The organism is Blastococcus jejuensis (assembly GCF_039534705.1).
Classification (GTDB): Bacteria; Actinomycetota; Actinomycetes; order Mycobacteriales; family Geodermatophilaceae; genus Blastococcus_B; species Blastococcus_B jejuensis.
This window is the reverse complement of the sequence record NZ_BAAAVV010000004.1, coordinates 296,933-313,991: the sequence shown is the minus strand read 5'-3', so window position 1 is coordinate 313,991 and position 17,059 is coordinate 296,933. Positions and strand designations below refer to the sequence as shown.

Below are 17,059 nucleotides of genomic sequence, written 5' to 3'. Positions count from 1 at the left end.
GATGCGCGGAACTCGCTCCCTGCCCAGACCCTGCTCGCGATCACGTGCCGGCCCGAGGGTCGTTCGTACCCTCGTGCCAGGTTCGCTCGTCGGGCGTCGCGGGTGCCGCTGGTCCCCGGAAGAGGCCGATGGTCCCGTCAGGAGGGGGCCAGGTGACCGGGCGCGACGGTCCCCCCGGCGGCATGATCGACGCCGACGACGGGTCCCAGCGGACGAGAGGTGGCGGGCGTGCTCTGGTTCCTGCTCAGCGTCCTCGGCTTCGTCGTCCTCACCGCCGGTGTGATCGCGATGGCGCGCAGCGACACCGCCCGGTGGGAGCGGGAGACGACGGTGCGCGCGCACGGCCCGGCGCACCGCCACCCGGCCGGGGTGGTCCTCCCGCACGCCCGGCGACGGCGGGTCGAGCGCATCGCCGCCGGGCGGCCGGTGCTCGTCTCGACCAGCCCGGCCTCGCCGGACCAGCGGGAGGTCCCGTGACCCGGGTGGGGCTCGTGCTCGGGGCCGGCGGGGTCCGCGGGCAGGCCTACCACTCCGGCGTCCTCGCCGTGCTCGAGCACGACTTCGGGTTCGACCCGCGCACCGCCGAGGTGATCGTCGGCACGTCCGCCGGGTCGATCACCGGCACGCTGCTGCGGTTCGGTGTCTCGGCGCAGGACCTGGCCGCCTGGACGGTCAAGGCTCCCCTCAGCGGCGATGACGACCTGCTGCGTCAGATGGCCGAGGTCCCGATCCCGGAGCTGGACCCGCTGCGGCCCCTGCAGGTCCTGCGGCGCCTGCCGCGGCCGCCGGGGCGGCACATGGTGGCGCGGGCGCTGATCCGCCCGTGGCAGTTCCGCCCGCTGGCCGCCGGGTTGGCGCTGCTCGCGCCGGGGCGGCACGACATCGTGGAGCAGCTCGCCGCGCTCCGGGAGCTGGAGCGCTCCGCCTGGCCCGATCGCGACCTGTGGGTCTGCGCCGTCCGGCGTCGCGACGGGCGCCGGATCGTGTTCGGCCGGCCGGGCTCCCCGCCCGCGCCGGTGCACCTGGCCGTCGCGGCCTCGTGCGCGGTGCCGGGCTACTTCACCCCGGTGGAGATCGGCGGCCACACCTACGTCGACGGCGGCGCGCACTCGCCCACCAATGCCGCGATCCTGCGCGGACGCGGCCTGGACCTGGTCATCATCGTGTCCCCGATGAGCGGCCCGGGCAACGGGCTGGGGTTCTTCGCGGCCTCCCGCCGGCACGCCGCCCGGCTGCTCCGCCGCGAGGTGCGCGCGCTCGAGGAGGCCGGGACGCGGACCGTCGTCTTCTCGCCCGGCCCGGCCGAGCAGGAGGCCATGGGCGACGACCCGATGTCGCGGCACCGCCTCGACGCAGTCGTGCAGCGCGCCTTCCTCGAGGCCGGGAAGACCGCGTCCACGCCGGCCGTCCGGGCGCTGCTGCGGCTGGCGGCCGAGGGCCCGTAGCCCGCGCTCAGCCGATGACGACGTTCCAGGGCCGGATCGTCCAGGCGGTCACGAGGCCGTGCACCTCGTAGGGATCCTGCTCGCCCCCTGTCACACGAACGCAGGAGGGCCGCGGCGCTGGTGCGCCGCGGCCCTCCCGTATCACTGCTCGATCAGAGCGGGCGGACGTTCTCCGCCTGCGGGCCCTTCTGGCCCTGCGTGATGTCGAACTCGACCTGCTGGCCCTCGTCGAGGGAGCGGTAGCCGTCGGACGCGATGGCGGAGTAGTGGCAGAAGACGTCGGCGCCGCCGCCGTCCTGGGCGATGAACCCGAAGCCCTTCTCCGCGTTGAACCACTTCACAGTGCCCTGAGCCATGCTGTTTCTCATTCCGTGCAGGGGGTGTCCGGACCGGCTAGTGCCGGTCTTCGGGCCGCCGCACCGACCGGCAGGACCGAGAGGAACGTCAGGGCAGAGACGACTGCGGACGTTCGAGAACGAAGCAGAGGCACAACAGCGACCGGGGAGAACTCTACCCTGCCGCGGCGCGGATACCGGTGATCGCGGGTGATCATGCCTCGATGGTGGGTCCCCGGCCGGCCCGCGCCCCCGGCTCGTAGCGTCTCCCCCCGGGGGACGCACCGGCGGACGACGCCGCCGGGATCGTCGAGCGGAGGGACGGGGAACAGTGGGCACGGACGTGTCGGCGGTGGTGGAACGGATCTACGACGAGGTGCTGCGGCGCAATCCGGGGGAGAAGGAGTTCCACCAGGCCGTCCGCGAGGTCCTCGAGTCGCTGGCGGTCGTGCTCGCCCGGCACAGCGAGTACGCGGAGATGAAGACCATCGAGCGGATCTGCGAGCCCGAGCGGCAGATCATCTTCCGCGTGCCGTGGCAGGACGACAGCGGCGAGGTGCACATCAACCGCGGCTTCCGGGTGGAGTTCAACTCCGCTCTGGGCCCGTACAAGGGCGGGCTGCGGTTCCACCCGTCGGTGAACCTCGGCATCGTCAAGTTCCTGGGCTTCGAGCAGATCTTCAAGAACGCGCTGACCGGGATGCCGATCGGTGGTGGCAAGGGCGGGTCGGACTTCGACCCCAAGGGCCGCTCGGACGCCGAGGTCATGCGGTTCTGCCAGTCGTTCATGACCGAGCTCTACCGGCACCTCGGCGAGTACACCGACGTCCCGGCCGGTGACATCGGCGTGGGCGCGCGGGAGATCGGCTACCTCTTCGGCCAGTACAAGCGCATCACCAACCGGTACGAGTCCGGGGTGCTGACCGGCAAGGGCCTCGGCTGGGGCGGCGCCCTCGTGCGCACCGAGGCCACCGGGTACGGCGCCGCGTTCTTCGCGCAGGCGATGATGGAGGTCCGCGGCGACTCCCTCGACGGCAAGAGGGTCGTGATCAGCGGCTCGGGCAACGTCGCCGTCCACGGGGTCGACAAGGTGCACCAGCTCGGCGGCACGGTGGTGGCGGTCTCGGACTCCGACGGCTACGTGGTCGACGAGAAGGGCATCGACCTCGACGTCCTCAAGCAGGTGAAGGAGGTCGAGCGGGCGCGGATCAGCGAGTACGCCGACCGGGTCGCCGGCGCCGAGTTCGTCGAGGGCGGCAGCATCTGGGACGTGCCCTGCGACGTCGCCATGCCCAGCGCGACGCAGAACGAGCTCGACGTCGACGCGGCGCGGACGCTGGCGCGCAACGGCTGCCGGTACGTCGTCGAGGGCGCCAACATGCCCTCGACCCCCGACGCCGTCGACGTCTTCCGGGAGGCCGGCATCGCCTTCGCCCCCGGCAAGGCGGCCAACGCCGGCGGCGTGGCGACCTCCGCGCTGGAGATGCAGCAGAACGCCTCGCGCGACCGGTGGAGCTTCGAGCACAGCGAGGCCAAGCTCGAGGAGATCATGCGGGGCATCCATACCCGCTGCCACGAGACGGCCGAGGAGTACGGCGCGCCCGGCGACCTGGTGCTGGGCGCGAACGTCGCCGGCTTCCTCGAGGTGGCCGAAGCGGTGCACGCGCACGGGCTGATCTGATGCCGTCCCTCCTGGTCGTCCACCACACCCCGTCGCCGAATCTGCAGACGGTCCTGGAGGCGGTCAAGGAGGGCGTGGCCATGGTCGAGGGGGTCGAGCTCGTGCTGCGGCCGGCGCTGTCGGCCGGCCCGGCCGACCTGCTCGCCGCCGACGGCGTGCTCCTCGGGACGACGGCGAACATCGGGTACATGTCGGGGGCGCTCAAGCACTTCTTCGACACCGTCTACTACCCGTGCCACGACGCGACCGTCGGCCTGCCCTTCGGCGTCTACGTGCACGGCGGCGACGACACGGCCGGGGCGCTCCGGAGCATCGAGCGGATCACGACGGCGCTGCGCTGGAAGCAGGTGGCGGCGCCGCTGAGCCTCACCGGCCCGCCGGGCCCGGCGGACCTGGAGCAGGTCCGGGAGCTGGCCGCGACGGTGGCCGTCAGCCTCTGATCGCCCCGGCGACCGCGGCGGGGTCCTCCATCCGCCGGCGCAGGTCGGCGACGAACCGGGCCGCCGGGGCGCCGTCGACGACGTCGTGGTCGATCGTGACGGTCAGGTCGAGGACGTCGCGGATCCCGACGTCCTCACCGACCACCCGTGGGCGGCGGCTGAGCCCGCCGACCACGACCGTCAGCGAGGCCAGCGTCGGGGGCGAGAGGGCGAACCCACCGCCGCCGCCGAACATGCCGACCGCGGTCACCTGGACCGTCCCGGTCGCCCGGTGCACCCGGACGGAGCGCCGCATCACCGCGTACATCGCGCGGAACAGACCCGGCACGTGGCCGGCGAGGGGCACCAGCCGGCGCAGGCTCGCCCCCGTCGTGGCGCGCTCCGGGCTGTCCTTCACCGCCCGCAGTTCGGCGCTGATGCTCCGGGCGCTCCTGATGTCGGCGTCCCGCACGACCTGGACCAGCCCGAAGGGGCCCTGCCGGGTCTCGACCTCGACGAGGGTCTGCACGTCGACGTGCCGGTGCCGGACCAGCCGGCCCCGCCAGTCGCGGTAGGCGTGCACCTCGGGGTGGGCCGCGGCGGCCCGCGCCACGGAGGCCACGACGAAGGCGGTCATCGACAGCGGTGGCTCGTGCCCCGCGAGCAGGCGCCGGGCCTCGGTGACGTCGACGTCGACCAGCCCGTGCATCGGCATGATGCGCCGCCCGGCGCGGACGGCCGCGGTGACCAGACGTCGGTTCGAAGGGAACGGACGGACGTCGACCCCGCGCCCCCGGGGTGTCACCCCCACGGCACCGTCGCCTGCAGCACCGCCTCGGTGAGCCCGCGAGTACGCAGGCCGGTCACCTGCTGGTACTCCGGGTCGGCGACCATGCGGCTGAACGCCTCGCGGGAGGGGTACCGAACCAGGAGCACCGCGTCCCAGGCCTGGCCGTCCTCGGCGACCAGGGCGGTGGACCCGTCGCCGGCATAGAGCACCTCCGCGCCGTAGCGCGGCAGGAACGTGCGGTGCAGCGCCTCGGCGTACTGCGCGTAGAACTCGCGTCCGCCCTCGGCGTACCGCAGCAGGTTGAGCATCACCACCGGGCCGCCGGGGTCGTCCTGGAGGTAGCGCTTGAGGTCCGCTCCGCGCGGGTCGATCGCCATGCCGCACGCTAGCGCCTGATGGACAAGCCCCTGCCCGACGTGATCGCGCCCGGTCTCGACGTGCTCTTCTGCGGGATCAACCCCCTTGAGCTTTCTGTACCGAAAGCTCGACCGCGCGGCGGAGCTTTCGGTGCAGAAAGCTCGGGATCAGGTCTCGGCGATCCGGCCCCGCAGCGAGCGGCCCAGGAGCAGGGCGCCGAGGCCGGCCAGGACGACGAGCAGCAGGGCGACCCGCAGGCTCGTGGCATCGGCCAGGACGCCGATCACCGGCGGGGACAGCAGGAACCCGACCCGCAGCAGCCAGTTGATCACCGTCAGCCCCGAGCCGTGCGCGAGGCCGGGCAGCTCGTCGGCCGCGTGGTATACGGCGGGCACCAGCGTCGCCACGCCCAGCCCGGCCAGGGCGAACCCGACGAGCGTCGTCGCCACCGACGGGACCGCCAGCGCCAGCCCCATGCCGGCCGCGATCAGCACACCGCCGACCTCGACGACCCGGCGCTGCCCGAACCGGTCGACGACGCGGTCGCCGGTCAGCCGGCCGACCGTCATCGCCGCCTGCAGGGCCACGAAGCCCAGCCCCGCCGTCGCCGCCCCGGCCGCGAGCTCCGTGCGCAGGTAGAGCGCGCTCCACGAGGCGCCGGCGTCCTCGACGACGGCGCCGCACACGGCCAGCAGCCCGAGCGCGGCGAGCGCCGGGACCGCGGCGCGGCGGGCGCTGCGGCCCGGCGTCGGGGCCGTCTCGGGTGTGGGCTCCGGCTCCCGGTCGGCGGCGTCGGAACCGGGCAGCAGCGCGCGGTAGCTGACCAGCGCCGCGCCCCCGAAGACGACCGCGGCCACGCCGAGGTGGACGACCAGCGGCACGCCGAACCCGGCCGCGACCGAGCCCGCCAGCCCGCCGGCGACCGCGCCGATGCTCCAGATGCCGTGGAAGGCGTTGAGGATCGAGCGCCGGTACAGCCGCTGGACGCGCAGCCCGTGGGCGTTCTGGGCGACGTCGACGATCGCGTCCATGGCCCCGGCGACGAGGAGAGCGGCGGCGAGGACCGGCCAGTTCGGCGCCACCGAGACCGCCCACACCGCCAGGCCCAGGACGATGAGGCCGTAGGACGCCACCCGCGCCGACCCGAACCGCCGCATGAGCACCGCCGATGACAACCCGGCCAGCAGCGCGCCGAGCGGGAGCATGGCCAGCGCCGCGCCGAGCGAGGAGTTGGAGAGCCCGAGCTCCGCCTTCACCTCCGGGAGCCGCGGCACCAGGTTGGCGTAGAAGACGGCGTTGACAAAGAAGCAGGCGCCGACGGCCACGCGCGCGCGGCGCAGGCGGGCGGGGGAGAACTCGGCGGGGGCCTGGGACACGGGAGACCATTGTGGCCGCCGCCCTCGGACCGCCGCCCTCAGACCTCCAGCGTCCGGACGAGCGGCACGCCGGGCCGGTAGGCGAGATGCCGCCAGGACGGCGCGTCGATCACGGCCAGGTCGGCCCGCGCGCCGGGCGCGAGGTGCCCGATGTCGGTCCGGCGCAGCGCGGCCGCGCCTCCGGCGGTGGCCGACCACAGCGCCTCGGCCGGCGTCATCCGCATCTCGCGGACGGCGAGCGCGAGGCAGAAGGCCATCGACGAGGTGAAGCAGCTCCCCGGGTTGCAGTCGGTGGCCAGCGCGACGGTCACGCCGGCCGCGAGCAGTCGCCGGGCGTCGGGGTAGGGCGAGCGGGTGGAGAACTCGACGCCGGGCAGCAGGGTCGCGACGGTGGTCCCGCCGGCCAGCGCGTCGACGTCGGCGTCGGTGAGGTGCGTGCAGTGGTCGGCGCTCGCGGCGCCGAGCTCCACCGCCAGCCGCACACCGGGACCGGCCGAGAGCTGGTTGGCGTGCACCCGAAGCCCCAGGCCGGCCGCGCGACCCGCCTCCAGCACGGCGCGGGCCTCGTCGCCGTCGAAGGCGTGCGCCGACGCCGGCTCGCAGAAGACGTCCACCCACCGGGCGTGCGGCGCGCAGGCGGCCAGCATCGGGCCGGTCACCAGCGCCAGGTAGTCGGCCCGGTCGCGCTCCGGGGGCACCACGTGCGCGCCCAGGAAGGTGGTCTCCGGCGTCACCTCGCGGGCCAGCCGCAGGGAGCGGGCCTCGTCGTCGACCGTCAGCCCGTAGCCGCTCTTGATCTCGACGGTCGTGGTGCCCTGGGCGCGCATCTCGGCCACGAGCGCCCGCAGCCGGGTGCGCAGGTCGTCGTCGGAGGCGGCCCGGGTGGCGGCCACCGTCGAGGCGATGCCCCCGCCGTCGTACGGGACGCCGGCCATGCGGGCCTCGAACTCCGCGGCGCGGTCACCGGCGAAGACCAGGTGCGCGTGGCTGTCGACGAAACCGGGGATCACCGCGCGGCCGCCGACGTCGACCCGCCGGTCCGCGTCCGGAGCCCCGCGGGCGGGACCCACCCAGGCGACCCTGCCGTCGTCCACCACGAGCGCCGCGTCGGTGACGACGCCGAGGCCCGGATCGTTGGTGACCAGCTCCGCGATCCCCGTGACCAGCGTGGTCATGCGCCCTCCCACAGCGGTGCGATCGCGTCGGCGAGCAGCCGGCCGTCGTCGCCGAGCACGTGCCGCCCCTCCGCGACGACCACCCGGCCCCCGGCGACGACGGTGTGCACGTCGGCCGCCGTCGCGCACATGACCAGCTGCTCGGGCGCGCATCCTGCGGTGCGCGAGCTGTCGGTGGCGGCGGCGACGAGGTCGGCCCGCTGCCCGGGCGCGATCCGCCCGGCGTCCGGCCAGCCCAGCGCGCTGTGCCCGGCGGCGGTGAGCGCCTCGACCAGCTCGGCCGGCCGGAAGCGACCGCGCTCCCCGGTGATCAGCCGCTCCGACGTCTCGACCATCCGGGCCTCGCCGAGCAGGTCGGTCGCGGCCTGCTGGTCGGTGCCCAGGCAGAGCGGGGAGCCGGCGTCGCGCAGCCACCGGAAGGCGCCCACGCCGTCGGCCAGGTCGGCCTCGGTGCTCGGGCAGGCGCAGACCGCCGTGCCGCTCGCGCCGAGCGCCGCGATCTCGTCGCCGGTCAGGTGGGTGGCGTGCACCGCGGTGGTGGCCGGCCCGAGCACGCCGTGGTCGGCGAGCAGGCGGGTGGGGGTGACGCCGTAGAAGGCCGCGCAGGCCTCGTTCTCGGCGGGCTGCTCGGAGAGGTGCACGTGCAGCGGCCGCCCGGAGGCGGCCCGGACGATCGTGGCCAGCGCCTGCGCCGGGACCGCGCGCACCGAGTGCACGGCCGCGCCGATGCGCAGGCCGGGGCGTTCGGGGAGCAAGGCGACCCGGGCGGCCCAGGCGTCGGCGTCGCCGTCGGAGAACCGCCGCTGGGTGGGCTCCAGCGGCAGGTGGCCGGTGCCCTCGAGGCCGCCGGCGAGGTAGCAGGCGTCGAGCAGGGTCAGGCGGACGCCGGCGTCGGTGGCCGCCTGGATGAGCGCCTCCGACATCGCGTTCGGGTCGTCGTACCGCCCGCCCCCGGCCGGGTGGTGGAGGTAGTGGAACTCGCCGACGCAGGTGATCCCGGCCAGCGCCATCTCCGCGTAGGTGGCGCGGGCCAGCGCGAGGTAGCTGTCGGGGTCCAGCCGGGCGGCGACGGCGTACATCCGCTCCCGCCAGGTCCAGAACGTGCCGCCCCGGTCGTGGGTGCGCCCGCGCAGCGCCCGGTGGAAGGCGTGCGCGTGCGCGTTCGCCATGCCGGGGAGGACGACGCCGTCCAGTCGGGTGTCGCCGGGAACGGGTGCCGGGGCCCGTTCCACGGCGGTGATCCGGTCGCCGTCGACGACGACCCGCACCCCTGCCATCGGGCCCTCGTCCAGCCAGGCGTGCTCGCACCAGTAGGCGCTCAGCACGCGAGTTCCTCGACCACGCGGGCGAGGGCGCTCACACCGGCCAGGCAGTCAGGGAGCTCGGCGTGCTCGGCAGGGGAGTGCGAGACCCCCGTGGGGTTGCGGACGAACAGCATCGCCGCCGGGATGCCCGCCGCCGCCAGGATCCCGGCGTCGTGCCCGGCGCCGGTGGGCAGCACGGGAGCGCCGCCCAGGGCGGCGGCCAGCCGGTCGCGCAGGCGGACGTCGAACGGAGTATGCGGAGTCCACGACTCCTCGACCGGCGCGGTCCCGGACGCCGTCCCGACCGCCGCGACGACCCGGCGGACGTCGCCCTCGAACGGCCCGCGGGCGTCGAGCCAGGCGGTCACCGCCGAGGGGATCGCGTTGACCCCGTTCGGGTGCACGCGCACCTTGCCGACGGTGGCGAGCGCGCCGTGCCGTTCGGCGGCGGCGCGCGCCTCGAGGGTGGCGGCGGCGAGGGCGAGCATCGGGTCGTCGCGGTCGGCCAGCCGGGTGGTGCCGGCGTGGTCGGCGCGTCCGTGCAGGTCGAGGCGCCATCGGCCGTGCGGCCAGATCGCCGACGCCACGCCGACGGCGCCCGCCTCGCCCGGGACGTCGGCCAGCGCGCGGCCCTGCTCGACGTGCAGCTCGACGAACGTACCGATCCGCCGCAGCGTCTCGTCGTCGCGGCTGAGGTGGCGCGGGTCGGCGCGCGCGGCGGCCATGGCCTCGGCCATCGTCGTGCCGCCGTCGTCGGTCAGCGCCCGTGCCCGGTCGGGGTCGAGGACGCCGGTCAGCAGCCGGGAGCCGGCGCAGGCGACCCCGAAGCGGGCGCCCTCCTCGTCGGCGAAGCAGGCGACGGCGACCGGCCGGGCGAGGGCGACGCCGCGCTCCCGCAGCAGGTCCAGCGCCGCGAACGCCGAGACGATCCCGAGCGGGCCGTCGAACGCGCCGCCGTCGGGCACCGAGTCGAGGTGGCTGCCGAGGACGAGGCCCGGGCCGTGGGTGTCGGGGTCCGCCGTCCACGCCCAGAGGTTGCCGGCGCGGTCGGCGACCACGTCCATGCCCCGGCGCCGCGACTCACCGGCGAACCACTCGCGCAGGGCACCGTCCTCCGACGTCCAGGCGAACCGCCGGTAACCGCCGGAGTGCGGGTCCCGGCCGATCGGCGCCAGGTCGTCCCACATCGACTCGAACGAGCTCACGCCGCGCTCACACCCCCTCGGCCATCGGCACGCGGATGCCGCGCTCGGCGGCAACGTCGGCGGCGAGGTCGTACCCGGCGTCGACGTGCCGGATCACCCCCATGCCGGGGTCGTTGCGCAGCACCCGCTCGAGCTTGCGGGCCGCGAGCTCGGTGCCGTCGGCGACGCTGACCTGCCCGGCGTGGATGGAGCGGCCGATGCCGACGCCGCCGCCGTGGTGGATCGACACCCAGGTGGCGCCGGAGGCGGTGTTGACCATCGCGTTGAGCAGCGGCCAGTCGGCGATCGCGTCCGAGCCGTCGGCCATGCCCTCGGTCTCCCGGTACGGGGAGGCGACCGAGCCGGAGTCGAGGTGGTCGCGGCCGATCACGATGGGCGCGCTGATCTCGCCGGAGGCCACCATCTCGTTGAACCGAAGCCCGGCGAGGTCGCGCTCGCCGTAGCCGAGCCAGCAGATGCGGGCCGGCAGCCCCTGGAACGCGACCTTCTCCTGGGCCGCGCGGATCCACCGCTGCAGGTGGTCGTCGTCGGGGAACAGGTCGAGCACCGCCCGGTCGGTGGCCGCGATGTCCTTCGGGTCACCGGAGAGCGCGGCCCAGCGGAACGGGCCCTTGCCCTCGCAGAACAGCGGCCGGATGTAGGCGGGCACGAAGCCGGGGAAGGCGAACGCCCGCTCGTACCCGCCCTGCCGCGCCTCGTCGCGGATGGAGTTGCCGTAGTCGAACACCTCGGCGCCGGCGTCCAGGAAGCCGACCATCGCCTCGACGTGCTTGGCCATCGAGGCCCGCGCGCGGTCGGTGAACTCCTCGGGCTTGGCCTCGGCGTAGTCGTGCCAGTCGTCGGGGTCGATGCCCTCGGGCAGGTAGCTCAGCGGGTCGTGGGCGGAGGTCTGGTCGGTGACGATGTCGATCTCGACGCCGCGTCGCAGCAGCTCGGGGAACACCGTGGCCGCGTTGCCGACCAGCCCCACCGACAGCGCCCGCCGGTCCCGCTTGGCGGCGAGGCACCGCTCGACGGCGTCGTCGAGGTCGTTCGCCACCTCGTCGAGGTAGCGGTGCTCCACCCGGCGGCGCAGGCGGGCGGCGTCGACGTCGACGATCAGGCAGACGCCCCCGTTGAGGGTGACCGCCAGCGGCTGGGCGCCGCCCATGCCGCCGCAGCCACCGGTGAGGGTCAGCGTGCCGGCCAGGGTGCCGCCGAACCTCTTGGCGGCGACGGCGGCGAACGTCTCGTAGGTGCCCTGCAGGATGCCCTGGGTGCCGATGTAGATCCACGAGCCGGCGGTCATCTGGCCGTACATCGTGAGGCCGAGGTGCTCGAGCCGGCGGAACTCGGGCCAGGTGGCCCAGTCGCCGACCAGGTTGGAGTTGGCGATCAGCACGCGCGGCGCCCACTCGTGCGTCTGCAGCACGCCCACCGGCCGGCCCGACTGGACGAGCATCGTCTCGTCGTCCTTCAGCGTGGTCAGCGTGCGGACCATGGCGTCGAAGCTGCGCCAGTCCCGGGCCGCGCGACCGGTGCCGCCGTAGACGACCAGGTCGTCGGGCCGCTCGGCGACCTCGGGGTCCAGGTTGTTCTGCAGCATCCGCAGCGGCGCCTCGGTCTGCCAGCTGCGGGCGGTCAGGGTCGTGCCGCGGGGTGCGCGGACCGGTCGGGCGCCGTCCATGGGGTCCTCCTGAGGGTGGGGCGGGCGGGTCAGTGAAGACGCAGCGCGGTGGCGGTGAGCAGTGCGCCGTCGTCCACCAGGCGGACGACGGCCTCGATCTCGGGGGCGAGGTGCCGGTCGGGGCCGGGACCGCCGACACCGGCCTCGCGGACGGCGTCCCGGACCGCGCCGGTGGCGCGCGCCGGTTCCAGCGGGGCGCGCAGGTCCAGCGCGCGGGCGGCCGTCAGGATCTCGACGGCGAGCACCCGGGTCAGGCCGTCGACCGCGCGGCGCAGCTTGCGGGCGGCGTGCCAGCCCATCGAGACGTGGTCCTCCTGCATGGCGGAGGAGGGGATGGTGTCGACGCTGGCGGGCACGGCCAGCCGCTTGAGCTCGCTGACGATCCCGGCGGCGGTGTACTGGGCGATCATGTGCCCGGAGTCGACGCCCGCGTCGTGCGCGAGGAAGGGCGGCAGCCCGTTGCTGCGACCCGCGTCGAGGAAGCGGTCGGTGCGGCGCTCGCTCATCGCGGCGACGTCGGCCACGGCGATGGCGAGGAAGTCGAGCACGTAGCCGACCGGGGCGCCGTGGAAGTTGCCGTTGGACTCCACCCGCCCGTCGAGCGTGATCACGGGGTTGTCGATCGCCGCCGCCAGCTCGCGGCCGGCCACCGTGGCGGCGTGCTCGACGGTGTCACGGGCGGCGCCGTGCACCTGCGGGGCGCAGCGCAGCGAGTAGGCGTCCTGGACGCGGGTGCACTGGGGCCCGCGATGGCTGGCCATGACCCCGCTGCCGTCGAGCAGCGCGCGCAGGTTCGCCGCCGAGGCGGACTGGCCGGGGTGCGGGCGCAGGGCGTGCAGGTCGGCGGCGAACACCGCGTCGGTGCCCAGCAGCGCCTCGACGCTCATCGCGGCGGCGACGTCGGCGGTGGTGAGCAGCCGGCGCAGGTCGGCCAGGGCCAGGACGAGCATGCCGAGCATCCCGTCGGTGCCGTTGACCAGCGCGAGGCCCTCCTTCTCGGCGAGCTGCACCGGTTCCAGGCCGGCCGCGGCCAGCGCCTCGGCCGCGGGTCGCAGCACGCCGCCGGGGTCGCGCACCTGACCCTCGCCCATCAGCGCCAGCGCGATCGACGACAGCGGGGCGAGGTCACCCGAGCAGCCCAGCGAGCCGTACTCGTGCACCACCGGGGTCAGGCCGGCGTCGAGCAGCGCGGCGTAGGCCTGGGCGGTCTCGGGCCGGATGCCGGTGCGGCCGGTGGCCAGCGTGGAGAGGCGGAGCAGCATCAGCGCCCGCACGACCTCGGGCTCGACCTCGGGGCCGGAGCCGGCGGCGTGCGACCGGATCAGGCTGCGCTGCAGCTGGGCGCGCCGCTCGACCGGGATGTGCCGGGTGGCCAGGGCACCGAACCCGGTGGAGATGCCGTAGTGCGGTTCGTCGTCCTCGGCGTGCGCGTCGACGACGGCGCGGCTGCGGGTGATCTCGGCGACCGCGTCGTCGCCCAGTCGGACCCCACATCCGCCGCGGGCGACCCGGACGACGTCGTCCGGGCTGACCGGACCGACGCCGACGACGACCTGCTCGGTGCTCATGGACCCATCGCACACGGCGGCGACGGCTGCGGATACCCCCTGTCGCCTGCTCGTGTCCGGGATCCCAGACAGTCAGGTGCGGTCGGGCGGGTGGCCGCTGAGGCGGCGGGTCAGTTCCGTGGCCGCCTGGACCACCCGGCCGGCGACGGCGGCGCGGTCCAGCGGGTCCTCGGCCGGGAAGGTGACGGCGACGGCGGCGACCGGGCGCGCGGCGTGGTCGTGCACGGCGGCCGCGACCGAGGCGAACCCCGGGGTCACCTCGCCGTCCTCACCGGCCGAGCCCGCCCGCCGGACCTCGGCGAGCAGCCGGCGCAGCTCCGACAGCCGCTGCGGGCCGGAGCCGTGCCGGTCGACGAACGCCTCGCTGCCGGGGAAGAGCGCGCGCACCTGGGCGGGGGGCAGGTCGGCCAGCATCGCGCGGCCGCTCGCGGTGAGCTGCGCCGGCAGCCGGACGCCGACGTCGGTCACCAGCGGAGGGCGGCCCGGGGCGCGTTGCTCGACCACGTAGAGGACCTCGCGACCGTGCAGCACGGCCAGGTGGGCCGAGTGGCCGACCCGCTCCACGAGCCGCGCCAGGACGGGCCGGCCGAGCCGGGCGAGGGGCTCCTGGCGGAGGTAGGCGCTGCCGATCTCGAACGCGCCGACGCCGAGGCCGTACCGCCGCTCCTCGGGCAGGTGGACGACGAAGCCGGCGTCGACCAGCTCGGCCAGCAGGTGGTAGGTCGTGGAGCGGGGGAGGCCCAGGTCGCGGGCGAGGGCCGCCGCCGGGACGGGGACCGGCTGCCGGGCCAGGGCCTGCAGCAGGGCGAGCGCCTGCCGTGCCGCGGGGACGCCGGGGCGGGTGCGCGACCGCCGCCCCGCGACGGGCTGGGACATCCCCGACAGATTAGGCGGGCCTCCCGGTCGAGCCCGGCTGCTCCAGGCAGGCGCGCAGCCGGTCGAGGTCCGCGGCGATGCTGCGCCGCACCTGCCACCGCATCAGCGGGGTCGCCCAGCCGAAGAACCTGCCCGGGGACCCCGCCGCGTGGATCGCGGCGACGGTCGACCCGCCGTCGGCGTCGGCGTCGGCGTCGGCGTCGGCGAGCTCGTAGCGGACCAGCATCGGGAACGGGCGGTCGACCTTCATCTCGACGAGCCGGTCGGGCTCGTCGGCGGTGACCACGTAGCCGTAGGTGAACTCCCGGCCGAGGAACCGTGCGGTGCGCTCGACGACGGCGCCGGTGACCAGCGGGCCGGGCTGGGCCGGGCGACTGCCGGTGATGCCGCCGGTCCAGGCCAGGTCGTTGCGCGGGTCGAACATGAAGGCGGCCACCTCGGCACGCGGCCGGCGGATGCGGACCTCCGGCCGGACGTCGACGGTCATGCGACGAGCAATCGGAACATGCCTGCTATTTTAGATCCGTCTAAAACAACGGCGTCAAGACCGTGGGCCGATCGGGGGGCGAGATGGAGCCGCTGCAGGTGATCGCCTCGCCCCGCCGGCTGCGCATCCTCGAGCTCGTCTGGGACCGGGAACTGACCGCCGGGGAGATCGCCGCCGAGTTCGACGTCTCCTGGTCGGCGATCAGCCAGCACCTGACCGTGCTGCGCACCGCCGGCTTCGTGCAGGAACGCCGCACCGGCACGAGCCGCATCTACCGCGCCGACCATGCTGCCCTGGGCTCGTTGCGCGCCGTCGTCGAGGAGCACTGGCGGGGGAGCCTGGGCCGGCTCAAGGCCCTCGCCGAAGCAGAGGAACGGGAGCGCCCATGACGGAGCCGGACGTCCTGGAGGTGTCTGTGCACATCGCCGCCCGGCCGGAGACCGTGTTCCCGTACTTCACCGACCCCGCGCGCTACGTGCGGTGGATGGGCACGTCGGCGACCCTCGACGCGGTGCCGGGTGGCTCCTACCGGGTGGGCATCCGCGACGGCGTCGAGGCGCAGGGGGAGTTCCTCGAGGTGGACCCGCCGCACCGGGTGGTGTTCACCTGGGGGTGGACCGACCGGTTCGCGGTCGCGCCGGGGACGACGCGGGTCGAGGTGACGCTCACCGAGGAGGACGGCGGGACGCGCGTGGTGCTCCGGCACCACGGCCTGCCCGGCGAGGAACTGCGCGAGCAGCACCGGGGCGGGTGGGAGACCTACCTCCCGCGCCTCGCGGTCGTGGCCGCCGGGGGAGACGCCGGACCCGACCCGAACGCCGCCGCCTGACCCCGCGGCGCTGTCGTCCCTGACCGGAGGGTGACGGAGTGCCGGTCCGGGGGGCGCGACCGGTGACCGGTGCAAGGCGTTCTGGCATCCGCAGGCAGTCCCGAGAACTCTTCCCCGTGCCGGAGATGTCGTACCGGCCAGACACAGTGCGGGCCGGGTCGCGGCGTCGCGGCCCCCGCCATGAGGGGGAACAGTGATAGATCCACGCTTCTCGGCAGATTCCGGACTCCTGCCCGACAGCGCCGTCGCCGCCATCTCGCTGCCGGAGACCACCGGCCGGCAGATCGTCGTCTTCGCCAGGGACGAGGACGACGGCCAGGTCGACTGGGGGCGGGCGGGCATCTCCAGCGTCGCCGACACCCGCGACTTCGCCTCCGGCGGGCTGCCGCCCGAGGCGATGCAGGAGTCGCAGGCGACCATGTTCGCCAACCTCGGGATCGCCGTCGTCGCGGCCGACCCGAGCCAGGTGGCCATGCTGCAGGCGGCGGACGCCCCCGGACGGCGGATCCTGTCGGTGTCGCCGGAACTGGTGCACCACGTGCTGCAGGACGTGCTCGAGTACACCCGCGCCTACCGCGACGGGGTCGACGACCTGGCCGAGCGGGTGCTGCACGCCCACGACCACGACGGCGCGGCCATGGCGGCCCCCGCCGCGGCGCCCCTGTTCCAGGACACCGCGCAGGCCACCTGGGGGATCCAGGCGACCAAGGCCGACTCCTCGCCGCTGTCGGGCAAGGGGATCGGCGTCGCCGTCCTCGACACCGGCTTCGACCTGACCCACCCCGACTTCGCCGGCCGGACCATGACGGCGCAGTCGTTCGTCCCGGGTGAGCAGGCGCAGGACGGGCACGGGCACGGCACGCACTGCATCGGCACGTCGTGCGGGCCCCGCACGCCGTCGACCGGCCCGCGCTACGGCATCGCCTACGAGGCCGACATCTTCGTCGGCAAGGTGCTGAGCAACTCCGGCAGCGGCACCGACGGCGGCATCCTCGCCGGCATCGACTGGGCGGTGTCCAACGGCTGCCCGGTGATCTCGATGTCGCTCGGGGCCAACGTCATGAAGGCCCATCCGCCGTACTCGGCCGCGGGCGCGCGGGCCCTGGAGAAGGGGTCGCTGATCATCGCGGCAGCGGGCAACAACGCCGACCGGCGGACGGGCAACGTCGGCTTCGTCGGCGCCCCGGCCAACAGCCCGGAGATCATGGCCGTCGGAGCGCTCGAGCAGCGCCTGGAGATGGCCTACTTCTCGGCCCGCAGCCTCCCCGCGCGCGGGGGCCAGGTGGACATCGCCGGGCCCGGGTTCCAGGTGCTGTCGTCCTGGCCGCTGCCCACCCGGTACAAGGCGATCAGCGGCACGAGCATGGCGACCCCGCACGTCGCCGGCGTCGCGGCGCTGTGGGCCCAGGCCACCGGCCGCCGCGGACTGGAGCTGTGGGCCACGCTGATGCAGGAGAGCCAGCGCCTGCTGCAGCCGTCGGTCGACGTGGGCAGCGGGCTGTGCCTGGCCCCCCAGGACGCGCCCCCGCAGCAGTAGCGTCGCGCC

The 17,059-nt window shown here is 75.0% G+C and carries 18 protein-coding genes; 7 read left to right on the top strand and 11 right to left on the bottom strand.

Annotated features, from left to right (window positions below):
• The first annotated feature begins 228 nt into the window (after positions 1 to 228).
• Both ABD644_RS11070 and ABD644_RS11065 read left to right on the top strand, forming a co-directional pair.
• The gene (locus ABD644_RS11070) at positions 229 to 477 is read left to right on the top strand and encodes a hypothetical protein (RefSeq protein WP_344688913.1); all 249 of its coding nucleotides are present in this window, start codon (positions 229 to 231) and stop codon (positions 475 to 477) included.
• Positions 474 to 1,445 carry a patatin-like phospholipase family protein gene (locus ABD644_RS11065; protein WP_344688912.1) on the top strand — a complete coding sequence of 324 codons (972 nt, stop codon included), beginning with the start codon at positions 474 to 476 and terminating at the stop codon, positions 1,443 to 1,445. The genes ABD644_RS11070 and ABD644_RS11065 overlap by 4 nt, the downstream gene beginning before the upstream one ends.
• Before the next feature lie 152 nt (positions 1,446 to 1,597).
• Here ABD644_RS11065 and ABD644_RS11060 read toward each other — a convergent pair whose 3' ends face one another.
• Positions 1,598 to 1,801, bottom strand: a complete 204-nt coding sequence (locus tag ABD644_RS11060; RefSeq protein ID WP_344688911.1) for a cold-shock protein — start codon at positions 1,799 to 1,801, stop codon at positions 1,598 to 1,600.
• 310 nt (positions 1,802 to 2,111) lie between these two features.
• Here ABD644_RS11060 and gdhA point away from each other — a divergent pair, with 310 nt between their 5' ends.
• A complete protein-coding gene (gdhA, locus tag ABD644_RS11055; protein ID WP_344688910.1) occupies positions 2,112 to 3,461 on the top strand; it encodes an NADP-specific glutamate dehydrogenase in 1,350 nt (449 codons plus the stop codon).
• On the top strand, positions 3,461 to 3,901 hold the full coding sequence (locus ABD644_RS11050; RefSeq protein WP_344688909.1) for a flavodoxin family protein: 441 nt from the start codon (positions 3,461 to 3,463) through the stop codon (positions 3,899 to 3,901). Before gdhA ends, ABD644_RS11050 begins: the two co-directional genes overlap by 1 nt.
• On the opposite strand, the gene ABD644_RS11045 is transcribed toward ABD644_RS11050, so the two are convergent.
• From ABD644_RS11045 to ABD644_RS11000, 10 genes are all read right to left on the bottom strand, one after another.
• The gene (locus tag ABD644_RS11045) at positions 3,891 to 4,685 is read right to left on the bottom strand and encodes a 2-oxo acid dehydrogenase subunit E2 (protein ID WP_344688908.1); all 795 of its coding nucleotides are present in this window, start codon (positions 4,683 to 4,685) and stop codon (positions 3,891 to 3,893) included. The two genes, ABD644_RS11050 and ABD644_RS11045, sit on opposite strands and share 11 nt — an antisense overlap.
• A complete protein-coding gene (locus ABD644_RS11040) occupies positions 4,682 to 5,047 on the bottom strand; it encodes a DUF1330 domain-containing protein (RefSeq protein ID WP_344688907.1) in 366 nt (121 codons plus the stop codon). The genes ABD644_RS11045 and ABD644_RS11040 overlap by 4 nt, the downstream gene beginning before the upstream one ends.
• 147 nt (positions 5,048 to 5,194) lie before the next feature.
• Entirely contained in the window at positions 5,195 to 6,403 is a 1,209-nt protein-coding gene (locus tag ABD644_RS11035) for an MFS transporter (protein WP_344688906.1), read from the bottom strand.
• Positions 6,404 to 6,441: 38 nt separating this feature from the next.
• On the bottom strand, positions 6,442 to 7,578 hold the full coding sequence (gene hutI, locus ABD644_RS11030) for an imidazolonepropionase (protein WP_344688905.1): 1,137 nt from the start codon (positions 7,576 to 7,578) through the stop codon (positions 6,442 to 6,444).
• The gene (locus tag ABD644_RS11025) at positions 7,575 to 8,903 is read right to left on the bottom strand and encodes a formimidoylglutamate deiminase (RefSeq protein ID WP_344688904.1); all 1,329 of its coding nucleotides are present in this window, start codon (positions 8,901 to 8,903) and stop codon (positions 7,575 to 7,577) included. The genes hutI and ABD644_RS11025 overlap by 4 nt, the downstream gene beginning before the upstream one ends.
• Positions 8,897 to 10,087, bottom strand: a complete 1,191-nt coding sequence (locus ABD644_RS11020; protein ID WP_344688903.1) for an allantoate amidohydrolase — start codon at positions 10,085 to 10,087, stop codon at positions 8,897 to 8,899. The genes ABD644_RS11025 and ABD644_RS11020 overlap by 7 nt, the downstream gene beginning before the upstream one ends.
• Positions 10,088 to 10,094: 7 nt before the next feature.
• Entirely contained in the window at positions 10,095 to 11,753 is a 1,659-nt protein-coding gene (hutU, locus tag ABD644_RS11015; protein ID WP_344688902.1) for a urocanate hydratase, read from the bottom strand.
• A 29-nt stretch (positions 11,754 to 11,782) separates the two neighbouring features.
• Positions 11,783 to 13,321: a histidine ammonia-lyase gene (gene hutH / locus ABD644_RS11010; RefSeq protein ID WP_344688901.1), complete on the bottom strand. Its 1,539-nt coding sequence runs from the start codon at positions 13,319 to 13,321 to the stop codon at positions 11,783 to 11,785.
• A 72-nt stretch (positions 13,322 to 13,393) separates the two neighbouring features.
• Positions 13,394 to 14,197: an IclR family transcriptional regulator gene (locus ABD644_RS11005; RefSeq protein ID WP_344688900.1), complete on the bottom strand. Its 804-nt coding sequence runs from the start codon at positions 14,195 to 14,197 to the stop codon at positions 13,394 to 13,396.
• 10 nt (positions 14,198 to 14,207) lie between these two features.
• Positions 14,208 to 14,684, bottom strand: a complete 477-nt coding sequence (locus ABD644_RS11000) for an SRPBCC family protein (RefSeq protein ID WP_344688899.1) — start codon at positions 14,682 to 14,684, stop codon at positions 14,208 to 14,210.
• A 62-nt stretch (positions 14,685 to 14,746) separates the two neighbouring features.
• Between ABD644_RS11000 and ABD644_RS10995 the strand changes: the two genes are divergently transcribed.
• The 3 genes from ABD644_RS10995 (at position 14,747) to ABD644_RS10985 (ending at position 17,050) form a co-directional block, all read left to right on the top strand.
• Entirely contained in the window at positions 14,747 to 15,073 is a 327-nt protein-coding gene (locus tag ABD644_RS10995) for an ArsR/SmtB family transcription factor (protein ID WP_344688898.1), read from the top strand.
• Entirely contained in the window at positions 15,070 to 15,513 is a 444-nt protein-coding gene (locus ABD644_RS10990) for an SRPBCC family protein (RefSeq protein ID WP_344688897.1), read from the top strand. The genes ABD644_RS10995 and ABD644_RS10990 overlap by 4 nt, the downstream gene beginning before the upstream one ends.
• A 193-nt stretch (positions 15,514 to 15,706) precedes the next feature.
• Positions 15,707 to 17,050, top strand: coding sequence for a S8 family serine peptidase (locus tag ABD644_RS10985; RefSeq protein WP_344688896.1), 1,344 nt, complete (start codon positions 15,707 to 15,709; stop codon positions 17,048 to 17,050).
• Positions 17,051 to 17,059 lie beyond the last annotated feature (9 nt).

What these genes read in the sequence shown, in the direction of transcription:
- ABD644_RS11060 (WP_344688911.1), bottom strand. Translation starts at nt 1,801, where the DNA reads ATGGCTCAGGGCACTGTGAAGTGGTTCAACGCGGAGAAGGGCTTCGGG.
- ABD644_RS11050 (WP_344688909.1), top strand. Translation starts at nt 3,461, where the DNA reads ATGCCGTCCCTCCTGGTCGTCCACCACACCCCGTCGCCGAATCTGCAG.
- ABD644_RS11040 (WP_344688907.1), bottom strand. Translation starts at nt 5,047, where the DNA reads ATGGCGATCGACCCGCGCGGAGCGGACCTCAAGCGCTACCTCCAGGAC.
- hutI (WP_344688905.1), bottom strand. Translation starts at nt 7,578, where the DNA reads ATGACCACGCTGGTCACGGGGATCGCGGAGCTGGTCACCAACGATCCG.
- hutU (WP_344688902.1), bottom strand. Translation starts at nt 11,753, where the DNA reads ATGGACGGCGCCCGACCGGTCCGCGCACCCCGCGGCACGACCCTGACC.
- hutH (WP_344688901.1), bottom strand. Translation starts at nt 13,321, where the DNA reads ATGAGCACCGAGCAGGTCGTCGTCGGCGTCGGTCCGGTCAGCCCGGAC.
- ABD644_RS11005 (WP_344688900.1), bottom strand. Translation starts at nt 14,197, where the DNA reads ATGTCCCAGCCCGTCGCGGGGCGGCGGTCGCGCACCCGCCCCGGCGTC.
- ABD644_RS11000 (WP_344688899.1), bottom strand. Translation starts at nt 14,684, where the DNA reads ATGACCGTCGACGTCCGGCCGGAGGTCCGCATCCGCCGGCCGCGTGCC.
- ABD644_RS10990 (WP_344688897.1), top strand. Translation starts at nt 15,070, where the DNA reads ATGACGGAGCCGGACGTCCTGGAGGTGTCTGTGCACATCGCCGCCCGG.